Here is a 13,774-nt window from a genome sequence, read left to right as displayed (position 1 = left end):
TCACGGCACGCAAGGGTGCAAAACCCCTTGCCCCCTCCCCGCCTGCTTTGCACTGTGATCGGCAAAGAAGGAGTGACCCATGCCCACAATCAAAGCCGCCGTTTGCCACGCCTTTGGCGAAGATCTTGTGATCGAAGACATCCAGATCCGTGCGCCCGAGGGCCGCGAGGTTGAGGTGACGCTTGAGGCGGTTGCGATCTGCCATTCCGACATTTCTTACGCCGAAGGGGCATGGGGTGGGGCGTTGCCTGCGGTTTACGGGCATGAGGCAGCGGGGCGTATTTCAGCGCTTGGGTCGAATGTCGAGGGGTTGGCCATTGGTGATCCGGTTGTTGTCACCCTGATCCGGTCCTGCCAGACCTGCGCGCCTTGTACTTCGGGCCATCCGGTGCGCTGTTCCACGCGGTATGACGCCACCAAAGGGCCGATCAGCGGCACGGACGGAAGTGCACTGACCCAGGGGTTGGACACCGGGGGCTTTGCCGAAAAGGTGGTGGTTGAAGCCTCGCAAGTGGTGAAACTGCCCGATGCAATTCCAATGACCGCCGCGTGCCTGTTGGGCTGTGGCGTCATCACCGGGGTGGGTGCTGTGGTCAACACGGCGGGCATCCGGGCGGGGCAAAACGTGGTGGTGATCGGCGCGGGCGGTGTTGGGCTAAATGCCATCCAAGGTGCGCGATTGGCGGGGGCCGCCAATATTATTGCGGTGGATATGACCGAAGAAAAGCTCGACATGGCGATGGAGTTTGGCGCAACCGCAGCCGTGTTGGGCAATGGGCACGCCCCTTGGAAAGCGGCCTATAAGGCGGCGGGGCGCGGGGCGGATGCGGTGTTTGTCACCGTGGGGGCCATTCCCGCCTATGACAGTGCCGCGCGGTACCTTGCGCCGGGTGGAAAGCTGGTCGCGGTGGGCATGCCCCATTCCGGCGACATGGCGCAATATGAACCGGTGGTCATGGCCGCCCTTGGCCAAGGGATCCAAGCAACCTTGATGGGGGATGTGGTCATTCAGCGCGACATCCCGTGGATGGTCGACCTTTACATGCAGGGGCGCCTGAAGCTGGACGAGCTTGTGTCCGGCACTTGGCGGTTTGACCAGATCAACGCCGCCATTGCCGACACCAAAACCGGGGCAGCAAAGCGAAATGTGATTGTGTTTTGATCCCTGCGCGCCGCTTGGATGCAATGAAACGCTTTTTGATATAGACTTGCTTGACTGCATTCTGTGGTGGTTCTGTCTGTTTTCACCCAATTCGCGTCGTTTCCCGTTCCGACGACAGCACGGGAATCGCGCTTGGTAAACACAACCCTGCGACCCTCGCAGCCAAAGGAGGCCATTATGATTATTTACCCCTTGATCGAACTGCTCGAAGGCCGTTGCGTCAGCCTGTATCGCGGCCGCACAGAGGAACCGCAGATCTGGCATGTGGACCCGGTGAAACGCGCACAGGAATATGCCGAAGCGGGGGCAGAAGCCCTGCAAATCACCGATTTCGACGCCATGTCAGGCGATGAACGCAACGCCGATATGATCCGCGAGATCATCCACGGCGTTGGCATTCCTGTGCAATTGGGCGGCGGCTTTCGTACGCTCGACCGGATCAGCGAATGGATTGACCACGGTGCGGCCCGTATCGTGGTGGGCACCATGGCGGTCTATCAACCCGACCTCATCAAAGAAGCAGCAAAGCTTTACCCCGATCAGATTGTTCTCGCGGTGGATGTGTTCGAAGGCAAAGTGGTCAGCGATGGATGGCACAACAAAAGCGCCTTTGATGCCTCGACCTTTCTGAAAACCTTCGAGGGCGACCCGCTGGCCTCGATCGTGATCACCGACATCGACGCCGATATTGGCGATGCCGAGGACAGCCTTGCGCTGATCACCCAGCTTGCGGGCGAAGCCAATGCACCGGTGATTGCGCGCGGAACCATCTGTGAAATCGACGATGTGTCGCGCCTGCAATATGTCCCGCATGTGTCCGGCACCATCATTGGCCGCGCTCTGTTTGATCGCAGCGTTGATTTGGCCGAGGCGTTAGAGGTTGCAAAACCCGTGGTCGAGCCCCGCGCCGAATTCATCTGATACGCCCGCCGCTACACAAGCAAACCCAAAAAACGGCCTCGGGGTTCATACCCTCCGGGGCCGTTTCCCATTTTGCCCACCCCGAGGTTCAATACCTGTTAGGCCATAGGCAGAAAATCTATTGCTGCTGCTTGGGCCGGTAATCTGAAATCATACCCAAAAATAGAACGTCCCGCAGGGCGGGAAGGGGAGGATACCGGTGAAAGTTGGATTTATTGGACTGGGCAATGTGGGCGGCAAACTGTCCGGCTCGCTGCTGCGAAATGGCATCGAGCTGACGGTGCATGATTTGAACCAGGATTTGGTGGGTGGCTTTGTGGCGCGCGGCGCCAAACGCACAGATGGTCCCGCCGCTTTGATGCGCGATTGTGATGCGGTCATCACCTGCCTGCCCTCGCCCGCGGCCTCAGATGCGGTGATGCAGCAGATGTTGCCAGAGGTCACAGACGGTAAGATCTGGATGGAAATGTCCACCACCGATGCGGCGGAGGTGAAACGCCTGGGTGCACAAGTCATCGAACGTGGCGGCGCGGCGGTCGATTGCCCGGTTTCCGGCGGGTGCCACCGGGCGGACACGGGGAATATCGCCATTTTCGCTGGCTGTGATCGCGCGACGTTTGACCGGATTTTCCCGCTTCTCACCACCATGGGGCGGCGCATTCTGCACACGGGCGAGCTTGGCTCCGCTTCCGTATTAAAGGTGCTGACCAACTATCTTGCCACCGTGCATCTGGTCGCCAATGCCGAAGCACTGGTCACCGCCAAAGCCGCCGGGATGGATCTGAACACCGCCTATGAAGCGATCAAAGTCAGCTCGGGCAATTCGTTTTCGCACATCACCGAAAGCCAAGTGATCCTGAACGGGTCGCGCGACATTTCCTTTACGATGGATCTGGTAAAAAAGGACATTGGCCTGTTTCAGGACATCGCCGAGCGGAATGACGTGCCGCTGGAAATCAGCCCGCTTTTGGTCAAGATCTTTGACGATGGCATTGCGCGGTATGGCGACCGGGAATTGTCCCCAAACATCATCCGCCGGCTAGAGGATGCCACCGGGCTGGACATCCGCGCGCCGGGTTTTCCTGCGGAAATGACCGACGATGAACCCGAAGAACCGGGGTATGAGGTTGTGCCTCCGCGGTAATAAGCTTTCATCCGCACATGAAGAACGCGGAGGGTTAACGCCCTCCGCGTTCTTATTTAGGCCCCCACCCCGTCACACAGAAAAGGGAGGTCTCACCTTGATTTCCTGATAATCCTCAAGACCAAACACCCCGCCTTCGCGCCCGTTGCCAGAGTGTTTATAACCGCCAAACGGCGCACCATATCCGGCCCCGCGACCGTTGATGTGAATGCCACCTGCGCGCAGGTGCGCCACCACCCGCAATGCCCGGTCTTCGCTTCCGGTTTGCAGATAGGCCGCCAACCCGTAATCGGTGTCATTGGCCAAGCGGATCGCCTCGTCTTCATCCTCAAACGGCATGATCACCAGCACCGGGCCAAAGATTTCCTCGCGGGTGATGCGCATGTCGGCGGTCACATCCGCAAAGATTGTGGGACGCACGTACCAGCCCTGCTCAAACCCTTCTGGTTTGCCCAATCCACCCACCAAAACCCGCGCCCCCTCGTTGATCCCCGCTTGGATCAGGGATTGCACGCGGTCGTATTGGATTTGGTCAAAGAGCGGACCGATGTGGTCGCCGTCTTGTGCCGGATCCCCCACGGTTTGCGCCGCCCCCGCCGCCTCGGCCAAGGCGAGTGCCCGATCATAGACGGACCGCTCGACCAACATCCGCGTGGGCGCATCGCAGGATTGACCAGTGTTGTAAAAACAGGTGGCGACCCCTTCGGCAATGCGCGTTTCAAGATCACAATCGGCAAAGACCAGATTGGGGGATTTCCCGCCCAGCTCCAACGTCACGCGTTTGACCGTATCGGCCGCATCTTTGCTGACCAAAGCGCCCGCGCGGGTGGACCCGGTGAAGGACATCATGGCCACATCCGGATGCCGCGACAGCGCCGCCCCAACCGTGGGACCATCCCCATACACAAGGTTAAACACCCCCGCCGGATAACCCGCCTCGTGCACAATTTCCGCATAGATTTTGGCCGACAAAGGCGTGTGTTCAGAGGGTTTCAACACGCAGGTCGACCCAGACGCCAGCGCAGGGATGACCTTCAGCGCGATTTGATTGATCGGCCAGTTCCACGGGGTGATCAGACCACAGACCCCAATGGGTTCGCGGGTCAGAATATCGCCATTTGGCAGGGTCTCGTGGTCGTCTTGTGCCTTGAGCGCGTCGATAAACCCGTCAAGATGGCCAATTGCACAGCCGGCCTGATCATCCCGGGCCATGGTGATCGGCGCGCCCATCTCTAGGCTGATCGCTTGGGCAAGATCATCAATGCGGCGGTGCGTCACCTCTCGCAATCGTTCGAGCAGGGCAAGACGTTCCGCTTTGCTGGTCTTGGAAAAGCTTTTAAACGCTTCTTTTGCGGCGGCAACGGCGCGGTCCACATCGCGCGCGTCCCCCATGGAAAGGGTGCCAATTTGCCCGTTGGTTGCCGGGTTCATCACTGGCATTGATGTGGTGGCGTTGGGCGCAACCCACGCCCCATCGATATAGAATGTATCAAGCGTTTTCATCAGAGTTCTCCCGAATTCCAAGGGTGTTTTGATTAGGGCGTCACCGGATCATGCGACATTTCAAGATGCAGTTCGGCCCCACTGTAGGGGTTGGCCGCGAGAAAGGCGTCGTTCAGTTCCACCCCAAGGCCCGGCACGGTGGGGGGGATGACATACCCCTCTTGCCAGTCGATTTTGGTGGTCACGGCGGACATGTAAGGGCCGTCAAAGGTGCCGATGCTTTCAAGGATCAAAAAGTTGGGGCTACAGGTTGCGATCTGGATATTGGCCGCCGCCACCACCGGGCCGCAGTAAAGATGCGGGGCGATCTGAGCCTGCCGTGTTTCCGCCATGCCCGCGATTTTCTTGGCTTCCAAAAGCCCGCCAACACGGCCCAAATTCATTTGCAGGATAGAAGCGGCCCCCGCCTCTAGCAGCCGCGCAAATTCATGCTTGGTGCACAGGCGCTCACCCGCCGCCACAGGGACCGAGGTAAAGCGCGCAACCTCGGCCATATCCGCTGGGTTTTCGGGCGGAACAGGTTCTTCAAACCACAGCGGATCATAGGCTTCGATGCGGCGCGCAAGGCGTTTGGCGCCAGACACAGTGAACTGGCCGTGGGTCCCAAACAGCATGTCCGCACGGTCCCCCACCGCCTCGCGAATGCGCTTGCAAAAGGCCTCGCTGCGATCAAGATCTTCAAGCCGGGGCTGGTGGCCATCGTAGACGGTATAAGGCCCCGCCGGGTCGAATTTCACCGCCGTAAACCCCTGATCCACCGCGGCCAGTGCGGCCTTGGCGGCAAGGTCGGGACAGGTGTAAACATTGGGCGTATCCGGGTCGGGATAAACGTCACCCTTTGCGGGATACAGATAGGTATAGCTGCGCAGGCGATCATGCACCTTACCGCCCAATAGGTCATAAACAGGCCGGTCTGCCGCTTTGCCGATAATGTCCCAACAGGCCATCTCCAATCCGCTAAGCACCCCCATCACGGTGACGTCCGGGCGTTGTGTGAACCCAGCGCCATAAGTGCGCCGCCAAAGCCGTTCTATGTGATGCGGATCGCTGCCTTCAAAATGACGCGTGAACACATCCACCGCCATGGCCGCACAAAGATCCGGCGCAAACGTCGCGTTGTAAATCTCGCCCACGCCCGTAATCCCACAGCGCGTGGTCAACCGCAGAAAAATGAAATACCGTCCGCCATGACGCGGCGGTGGGTTGGCAACCACAAAGGTTTCGATTTTGTCCAAACGCATGGGGACCTCTTTTCGGTTTGGGTTATCGCCCGCCATCTTCAAGGATCAAATCCGCCGCGCGCATGGCAAGCATCATGGTGGGCGCATTGGTGTTGCCCGACGTCACATTGGGGAACGCCGAGGCATCCACCACCCGCAGCCCCCGAACCCCATGCACCCGCAAACGCGCATCCAGAACCGAGTGTGACGGCGCGGCCCCCATCCGGCAAGTGCAAGAGGCATGGAACACCGAAGAGGCGCGCGCGCGGAAATGTTCAAGCATCCCCGCATCGTCCATCTGTGTGATGTCCGGCGCTTTCGCCGCGTCGATCACCGCACGCAAGGTTGGGGTCGAGGCAAGGGCGCGCAGCACCCTTCCTGCACAAACCGCGACCTCTTGATCCTCGCGCGTCGCAAGCGAGTTGGGTTGAATAATCGGCCCATCCATCGGGTTGGCTGAGGCGATCCGCACATGCCCCCGACTGGTCGGACGGCACGGTTGGGCGGAAAGAATAAACCCCGGATCGCGGTCGATCACCGGCTTGCTGTCCGGTGGGGTCGAATATGTGGCCGGGTTGCAATAAATCTGTAAATCCGGCGCGTGAAGGGTGCGCTCAGAACGCACAAAACCGCCAATTTGGTTGACCGGCACACCCAGCGGCCCGCGGCGGGTCAGCACATATTGCAGCCCGGCGAGCCCCCGTCCCAAAGGATGACCCAACCGCGAATTCAACGTCGGAACCCGTGCGGTGAAATGCTGGGTCACTGCCAGATGATCCTGCAGACCCTCACCAACCATAGGCAGGTCTTGCACCACGTCGACCCCGTGAGACGCCAACAACTCCGCAGGCCCGACACCCGAAATCTGCAACAATTTCGGCGAGTTAATGGCCCCTGCGCTCAGAATGACCTCGCCCAGCGCCTGCGCCATGAATTGCTGATCACCGACACGATACCGAACCCCGGTCGCGCGCCCATTCGTGATCATCACATCTTCGACCACCGCATGGGTGACAAGTTTCACATTGCCGCGCCTCAATGCCGGGCGCAAAAATGCATCGGCAGACGAACAGCGAAACCCATCTCGAACGGTGCTGCGATACGCGCTGATCCCGTCGCTTTCAGCCCCGTTCAGATCCGTTAGAACCGGCCAGTGCATATCCTGTGCAGCCGCCAAAAACCGTTTGGAAAATGGGTGCATTTGGTTGGACAGATCGGTGACCGCAAGCGCGGCTTTTCCGGCTTTTTCAGCCCCGTAACATTCGAGCCGATCGTAGGTATCGCGCACGGTGTCCCACCCCCAACCCGTGGCCCCGGACCGGCGCCAATCGTCGAAATCATGCCCAAGCCCGCGCACATATGCCATCGCGTTGATCGAACTTGACCCCCCGACAACGCGACCGCGCGGCCAGTAAACACTGCGCCCGTTCAAACCGGGATCAGGGGCAGCGTGGTAGTTCCAATTCAGCTTGGGGTTTGAGAAGGTCATCCCATAGCCCAGCGGCACTTTGATCCAAAACTTGGCATCCGACCCGCCGGCCTCCAGCAGCAACACCCTGTTACGACCGTTTTCAGTGAGCCGTTCGGCCAACAGACAGCCGGCAGATCCTGCGCCCACAAGGATGTAGTCAAACTCCATAACCACGCCTTTTCATCTGTCCAAATGCTGCGTTTTATTCAAATTGCGACGCGCGGGGCCTTAATTCAAACAATGGTTTTGATCTCTGAGCCTAAAGAATATTTAATGCAAATATTGGGCCGCAAGGCCCGCCCTTTTGCAACCCCAGCAAAGTGACTTAGCCCTATGTCGAAAATCCCCCATGTGACCTGGTTGCGCGCCTTTGATGTTGCCGCACGCCACAGCAGCTTTTCCAGCGCCGCGGTGGAACTGGGCTTAACACCCGCCGCCGTCAGTCAGCAAATTAAGCTTTTAGAACAGCACCTTGACGCGCAATTGTTCAAACGACTACCCAGAGGGGTTGTTCTCACAGATCTTGGCCACGCCTACGCGCAGCCCATCCGAAAATCCTTTGCCGAGATGCAGGACGCCACGACCGGGCTTTTTGGGGCGCATCGCAAGCGCCGGGTTCGCGTGCATGGGTCAATCAGCTATGCCGCCTTGATATTGGCCCCCAAACTGTCGGAGTTTCACGCCGCCCACCCCGATATTGACGTCCAGATCACCACCGCCGTCTGGACCGAACCCGTCGAGGATCACACAGTTGATGTGGAAATTCGCTATGGGCATGGGGATTGGGAGGAAAGCAATATCCGCCACCTTGGTCATCAGGTTGCAGAGGTGGTGTGTCACCCGGATATCGCGGCAAAATTTGGGGCCGGAATTGCGTTTCCAGACCTCGCGGCCCATGCGATTCCAATCATCGGATCAGAGGCGGATTGGGGCAAAATGGCGGAGCATCTGGGCACGCACGCCCCATCGATGGCGGGTCGTTTCAAAGCAGATTCCTCGCTCATCGCGCTGCAAATTCTGGCAGGCGGCACCGGTGCAGGCCTTATTTCCTGTGCCTTTACAAGGCGATACCTAGAGCAGGGGCAGTTGGTTTCGCCGTTTGAATTCAAGCTACCATTGCCCCGGAGTTTCTTTTTGATCACGCCTGACGGCGCCCCTGCACGCCCCGAGGTCACACAATTTTGCGACTGGCTTTATGACATGCACCATGAGGCGATCTAGGCGGAGCTTCCGCGCCTGTGGCAGGCCGAAAAATCATGTGGCATGCCTATGGCGATCCCTGCAGGACTCGAACCTGCAACCCTCTGCTTAGAAGGCAGATGCTCTATCCAGTTGAGCTAAGGGACCGCTGGAGCAACGCATACCCTTGGTCAACACTCCCTTTCAACCGCAATCTTACGACAGGTTGCTAATCTGCTTGGCCACAACCCAAGAAATCGGCAGTCCCACCACAAAACCAGCGATGGCGGCATAGATGATCGGCTTGCCGGTATCGAGCCCCATGGTCAGGGCGGCGATGATGAAAATACCGGCCAAAGTGGTGCCAAGCAAAACATAAATAACGGCAGTCAGGCGGAGCATAAGAATCCCTCATTTGCTAGTGATATGCAATCAAGTGAATTTGTGCATGCTCCGCCACCGCAAAACTTTGACCTGGATCAGTCGCCCATCATTGCCCTTGCGACATAATAACTCACTGGCAAACCAACGATAAATCCGACGGCTGCGGCCCCCAACAAGGGCCACAATCCGCTGATCCCATTGACCAATGCCACCACCACCAGAACCGACGCCAAGGTCGATCCGATGATGCCGTAAAATGTCATGACAATCTTGAACAAGGGCGAGCGCATATTACTTTTTCTTCACAAATTGTGTAAGAATAACAATGCGTTGACCCTCAACCCGACCTTCGATGTGTTCAGGATTGTCCGCCACCAATGAGATGCCACGCACCGCCGTTCCACGCTTGGCGGTAAAGCCCCCGCCCTTCACCGGCAGGTCCTTGATCAGCACCACATTGTCGCCCGCATTCAACGTCACACCGTTGCTGTCCCTATGCTGGCTTTCGGCCGCCACATTGTCCGCCCAGGCTTGCGTCTCTTCATCCAGATAAAGCTGATCCAGCAAATCCTGCGACCAACCTTCACCTAACCGTTTGAGAACACGCGCAGAAATCACCTGCACCGCAACCTCCTCGGACCACATCGAAGACGCCAAACCGCGCCAATGCGACGCCTCTAACGTCCCGTCAAGCTGGCCCACACAGGTGCCACAGATCGCCACCGACGCACCCGCCGGGCCGCCCGTTACTTCGTAATTTTCCAGCGGCGCATCCGCTGAGCAGAGAGGGCAAGACATGATTTTGGCTCCGTTCGTAGCAATTAGAGAAACTTTAAACTCTTTAATCATTCTGACGGCCAAACTGTAAACTCTTTAAAGGTCGCAGGCGCAAAACTGTAAACTCTTTAAAGGGAACGAAACCGGAAACTTTAAACACTTTAAAGGTGCAAAATGTCCCGATTGCTCCCCCGACTGATCATCCCCCTGACCCAATTGCGCAGCCGCCTGACCGAAGCACTGGATGCCACCGTTCAGCGCCAGAACCGGGTGATCCTCACCCGCCACGGAAAACAAATCGCCGCCCTTGTCACGATGGATGAACTTGACCTGATTTGGCGCGACGAAGATTACACGCTCTACGGGCCGATTAATCCCGATACCGGGCGCCGGCACGGGGCGGCCTGGGTGAAAGCCACCGGCTGGAAACGCCCCTTGGCCGAGGAGGAAGCCACCACACAAGACCCCGACCTTCAGGATCTGATGCGGCGATATGGGATGCAAACAGAAGCGGACGACACCCCCGCAAAGCCCCCGATAGATTTTGAGCAAATGGAAGCCGACTTCCACGCCCGCTGCGCCGCCTTTGATGCGCAGCAAGAGGAACGAAAGAAGGCGCAAGAGCGGGGCGAGGGCGCGCTGGCAGATGTGGAGGATGTGAATAGCGATACGTCTGATGAGACAGTGAAGCGGCGTTGGTGGGGGTTTGGGCGCGCGCGTGGTTAATGTGTTGTGAAACATCCAAGCGCAATCCGAAAAGTGGGAACCGGTTTTGGGGACGAGTTGAGCGTTATCAAACGAGGGCAGCGCCCGACCCTGGGTGGGCGCAGGTGACGGTTTGTGTTGGGTGGTTCTTCGCAAAATCCGTGACGTTGGATTTAACTCCGCCGTTGCAGAAGCGCCCTCCCGTGGGGATGAGGAAGGGACCGTCGCCCCAGTGGGGCGGCGAAAGCCCTGACGAACGGGCGCTTGCCATCTCGCCAGTGCAATTCGTGAAAATTTTCAAAAAAACGAAACATGTGACTAGCGAATACCCGCCAACAATGCGTCAGAGTGTTGCACAGAGGATTTTTTTGGTCCGTACGCCTCACAACCCTTTGTTAATAAAGCTCATAAAAAATGTGATTTGTCAATCTTGATAAGACTCACCATATATGGTGAAAGAAGATGAGAGGAAAAATTATGACTAAGATGAATCTAAGCAGTGCTTTCCGAAGCGGCTATAAGGCTGGCTTCATCGCTCCTTTCTGTGTTTTCGCATCGTCCACTCTAAAAACGTCATATCGGCGATATGATACTACAGGAGTCGCGTGGAAAGAAGTGGGCTCATTTTTAATGAATTCAACAATTTCCGAAGGAAAAAGAATTGGGAAAACCTCCGCAAAAGAAAAACGACACCACTCCAGTAGTTGAAGGCGAAGTCGATACTTTTGAGGCCGTAGTAGATAAGCAAATTGGAGATCTTGTTCCACAAGGAGCAAGGAAGGCAGTCGTATCTAGAATTACTACTGTACTTATGAGTGAGCAATTTTCAGGCCCCATCGCACACCCTAGGCATCTCGAGAAATATGAACGTATTCAATCTGGAGCAGCGGATCGCATTATTTCGATGGCCGAAGCACAGCAAGTCCATCACATAGAGATGGACCAACGAATTGTTGCTGCCGAGGTCGCAGACCGAAAGCTAGGGATGTGGCTAGGAGCAGGGACTTTTGCTCTACTTATCGCTTGCGCCCTGCTTTCGGCAATATTCACTGATAGTGAAATTATCCCCGGATTTTTTCTTGGCACTGCCGCTCTGGGAGGGGTTACCCTGCTCATAAAAGGGCGCTCCAACGGAAACGGCACCAACAGGTAGCTAACTCTACTATCTGCCCACGACTGCAACACGAGCCATTCCAACTTACCTGCTCAGAAATTCGCAAGGGCGCCCAATCGCCCTCCCGCAGGGATGAGGAAGGGGCCGTCGCCCCAGTGGGGCGGCGAAAGCCCTGACGAACGGGCGCTGTCCGGTCTATCGTCCGGACGGGACTTTGCAGTGTATGTGACCAAAAGAAAGCCCCGCGTTTTGGGCGGAGCTTTGGGGTGCTTTTGGCTGGGTTATCGCAGAACATTGGCGGGGTGGGCACGCGATTTGCTTTGCAATTCGCTTTCGCCCACTGCCTTCATTCAGTTCTTAAAATGGACTAGTCCATTTTAAGGGCTGAAATGAAGGCTTCCTGAGGAATATCCACTTTCCCGAATTGCCGCATCTTCTTCTTACCGGCCTTCTGCTTTTCCAGCAGTTTCTTTTTCCGCGTGGCATCGCCGCCGTAACATTTCGCGGTCACGTCTTTGCGCATGGCCGACAGGGTCTCGCGCGCGATGACTTTGCCGCCGATCGCCGCTTGGATCGGGATTTTGAACATGTGGCGGGGAATGAGGTCTTTGAGCTTTTCAACCATCGCCCGGCCCCGCGCCTCGGCCCGGTCGCGGTGAACCATGGTCGACAGCGCATCCACCGGTTCGTCATTCACAAGGATCGACATTTTCACAAGGTTATCCTCGCGATAGCCGTCCATTTGATAGTCAAACGAGGCGTAACCTTTTGTTACCGATTTCAGGCGATCATAGAAATCAAACACCACCTCGTTCAATGGCAGGTCGTAAACCACCATCGCGCGCGAGCCGGCATAGGTCAGGTCAAGCTGGATGCCGCGCCGGTCCTGACACAGTTTCAAGACGTCCCCGAGGTAATCATCCGGCACCAGGATCGTCGCCTTGATGCGCGGTTCCTCAAGGTGGTCGATGGTTGACGGGTCGGGCATGTCGGCGGGGTTGTGCAGCTCTGACATTTCGCCATCGCGGGTGTAGACGTGATAAATCACGCTGGGCGCGGTGGTGATCAGTTCAATGTTATATTCGCGTTCAATCCGGTCGCGGATCACTTCGAGGTGCAAAAGGCCCAGAAACCCGCAGCGAAAGCCAAAGCCCAGCGCGGCCGAGGTTTCCATTTCATAGCTAAACGACGCGTCATTCAGCGCAAGTTTTTCGATACTGTCACGCAGGTCTTCGAACTCGGCATTGTCCACCGGGAACAGGCCACAGAACACCACCGGTTGCGCAGGTTTAAAGCCCGGCAGCGCATCTGTGGTGCCTTTCTTTTCATGCGTGATTGTGTCGCCCACACGGGTGTCGCGCACCTGTTTGATCGAGGCGGTCAGGAAGCCGATTTCGCCGGGACGAAGCTCGTCAATCATTTCCATCTGCGGGCGGAACACGCCGATGCGGTCCACGGGGTACACGGCATCCGTATGGATCATGCGAATGCGGTCGCCCTTTTTCAGCTTGCCGTCGATGATCCGCACCAACACGATCACGCCCAAATAGGCGTCATACCAACTGTCCACCAGCATCGCCTTGAGCGGCGCGTCAATGTCGCCGGTGGGCGCGGGCAGCTCATTCACAATCGCCTCAAGCGTCTCGTGGATGCCCTGCCCGGTTTTGGCAGACACCTGAATGGCGCCGGTCGCATCAATGCCGATCACATCCTCGATCTGCTCGGCCACGCGATCACAATCGGACGCGGGCAGGTCGATTTTGTTGAGGATCGGCACAATCTCATGGTCCGCCTCCATCGCGTGATACACGTTGGCCAGCGTCTGCGCCTCAACCCCTTGCGAGCTGTCGACAACCAGCAAAGACCCCTCAACCGCGCGCATCGAGCGGCTGACCTCATAGGCGAAATCCACATGGCCGGGGGTGTCGATCAGGTTGAGCGTATAATCCTGCCCATCATCCGCCCGGTATTCAATGCGCACCGTGTTGGCCTTGATGGTGATGCCGCGTTCACGTTCGATGTCCATCGTGTCAAGCAGTTGCGCCTGCATGTCACGATCCTTCACCGTGCCCGTCTCTTGGATAAGGCGGTCAGCGAGGGTGGATTTACCGTGGTCAATATGCGCCACGATCGAGAAATTGCGGATGTGTTTCAGGTCGGTCATAAGGGTAGCGTATTATAGGGATTTGGGGAT

Annotated in this window: 13 protein-coding genes and 1 tRNA gene; 6 read left to right on the top strand and 8 right to left on the bottom strand. The window is 57.5% G+C overall.

Annotation, left to right across the window (positions count from 1 at the left end; genetic code table 11):
• The first annotated feature begins 79 nt into the window (after window positions 1-79).
• The 3 genes from KKW20_RS04465 to KKW20_RS04455 all read left to right on the top strand — a co-directional run bounded on the left by KKW20_RS04465 (window position 80) and on the right by KKW20_RS04455 (window position 3,227).
• A complete protein-coding gene (locus tag KKW20_RS04465) occupies window positions 80-1,162 on the top strand; it encodes an alcohol dehydrogenase catalytic domain-containing protein (RefSeq protein ID WP_214566435.1) in 1,083 nt (360 codons plus the stop codon).
• Between the two features lie 177 nt (window positions 1,163-1,339).
• Window positions 1,340-2,083 carry a 1-(5-phosphoribosyl)-5-[(5-phosphoribosylamino)methylideneamino]imidazole-4-carboxamide isomerase gene (locus KKW20_RS04460; RefSeq protein ID WP_214566433.1) on the top strand — a complete coding sequence of 248 codons (744 nt, stop codon included), beginning with the start codon at window positions 1,340-1,342 and terminating at the stop codon, window positions 2,081-2,083.
• 199 nt (window positions 2,084-2,282) lie between these two features.
• Complete coding sequence (locus tag KKW20_RS04455; protein ID WP_214566431.1) at window positions 2,283-3,227, top strand: NAD(P)-dependent oxidoreductase; 945 nt, start codon at window positions 2,283-2,285, stop codon at window positions 3,225-3,227.
• Window positions 3,228-3,299: 72 nt separating this feature from the next.
• On the opposite strand, the gene KKW20_RS04450 is transcribed toward KKW20_RS04455, so the two are convergent.
• Genes KKW20_RS04450 through KKW20_RS04440 form a run of 3 tightly spaced genes read right to left on the bottom strand, consistent with a single transcriptional unit; the run spans window position 3,300 to window position 7,589 of the window.
• Window positions 3,300-4,730, bottom strand: a complete 1,431-nt coding sequence (locus tag KKW20_RS04450) for an aldehyde dehydrogenase family protein (RefSeq protein ID WP_214566429.1) — start codon at window positions 4,728-4,730, stop codon at window positions 3,300-3,302.
• 32 nt (window positions 4,731-4,762) lie between these two features.
• A complete protein-coding gene (locus KKW20_RS04445; RefSeq protein WP_214566427.1) occupies window positions 4,763-5,971 on the bottom strand; it encodes a mandelate racemase/muconate lactonizing enzyme family protein in 1,209 nt (402 codons plus the stop codon).
• A gap of 22 nt (window positions 5,972-5,993) precedes the next feature.
• Window positions 5,994-7,589: a GMC family oxidoreductase gene (locus KKW20_RS04440; RefSeq protein WP_246534445.1), complete on the bottom strand. Its 1,596-nt coding sequence runs from the start codon at window positions 7,587-7,589 to the stop codon at window positions 5,994-5,996.
• A gap of 165 nt (window positions 7,590-7,754) precedes the next feature.
• Here KKW20_RS04440 and KKW20_RS04435 point away from each other — a divergent pair, with 165 nt between their 5' ends.
• A complete protein-coding gene (locus KKW20_RS04435) occupies window positions 7,755-8,642 on the top strand; it encodes a LysR substrate-binding domain-containing protein (RefSeq protein WP_214566423.1) in 888 nt (295 codons plus the stop codon).
• 49 nt (window positions 8,643-8,691) lie between these two features.
• Here the strand turns inward: KKW20_RS04435 and KKW20_RS04430 are convergent.
• From KKW20_RS04430 to KKW20_RS04415, 4 genes are all read right to left on the bottom strand, one after another.
• A tRNA-Arg gene (locus KKW20_RS04430) sits at window positions 8,692-8,768 on the bottom strand.
• 48 nt (window positions 8,769-8,816) lie between these two features.
• A complete protein-coding gene (locus KKW20_RS04425) occupies window positions 8,817-9,002 on the bottom strand; it encodes a CTP synthetase (RefSeq protein ID WP_214566421.1) in 186 nt (61 codons plus the stop codon).
• Between the two features lie 77 nt (window positions 9,003-9,079).
• The gene (locus tag KKW20_RS04420) at window positions 9,080-9,274 is read right to left on the bottom strand and encodes a CTP synthetase (protein WP_246534444.1); all 195 of its coding nucleotides are present in this window, start codon (window positions 9,272-9,274) and stop codon (window positions 9,080-9,082) included.
• Window position 9,275: 1 nt separating this feature from the next.
• The gene (locus KKW20_RS04415; RefSeq protein ID WP_214566419.1) at window positions 9,276-9,782 is read right to left on the bottom strand and encodes a PhnA domain-containing protein; all 507 of its coding nucleotides are present in this window, start codon (window positions 9,780-9,782) and stop codon (window positions 9,276-9,278) included.
• Between the two features lie 153 nt (window positions 9,783-9,935).
• Between KKW20_RS04415 and KKW20_RS04410 the strand changes: the two genes are divergently transcribed.
• A complete protein-coding gene (locus KKW20_RS04410) occupies window positions 9,936-10,487 on the top strand; it encodes a type II toxin-antitoxin system Phd/YefM family antitoxin (protein WP_214566415.1) in 552 nt (183 codons plus the stop codon).
• Between the two features lie 640 nt (window positions 10,488-11,127).
• A complete protein-coding gene (locus KKW20_RS04405; protein ID WP_214566413.1) occupies window positions 11,128-11,619 on the top strand; it encodes a DUF2335 domain-containing protein in 492 nt (163 codons plus the stop codon).
• A 328-nt stretch (window positions 11,620-11,947) separates the two neighbouring features.
• Here KKW20_RS04405 and lepA read toward each other — a convergent pair whose 3' ends face one another.
• On the bottom strand, window positions 11,948-13,744 hold the full coding sequence (gene lepA, locus KKW20_RS04400) for a translation elongation factor 4 (RefSeq protein WP_214566411.1): 1,797 nt from the start codon (window positions 13,742-13,744) through the stop codon (window positions 11,948-11,950).
• Between the last annotated feature and the right edge of the window lie 30 nt (window positions 13,745-13,774).

It is taken from the genome of Aliiroseovarius lamellibrachiae, assembly GCF_018599245.1.
In the GTDB taxonomy this organism is placed as follows: Bacteria; Pseudomonadota; Alphaproteobacteria; order Rhodobacterales; family Rhodobacteraceae; genus Aliiroseovarius; species Aliiroseovarius lamellibrachiae.
The sequence above is the reverse complement of the archived record's forward strand: the minus strand, read 5'-3'. Positions and strand labels throughout refer to the sequence as shown.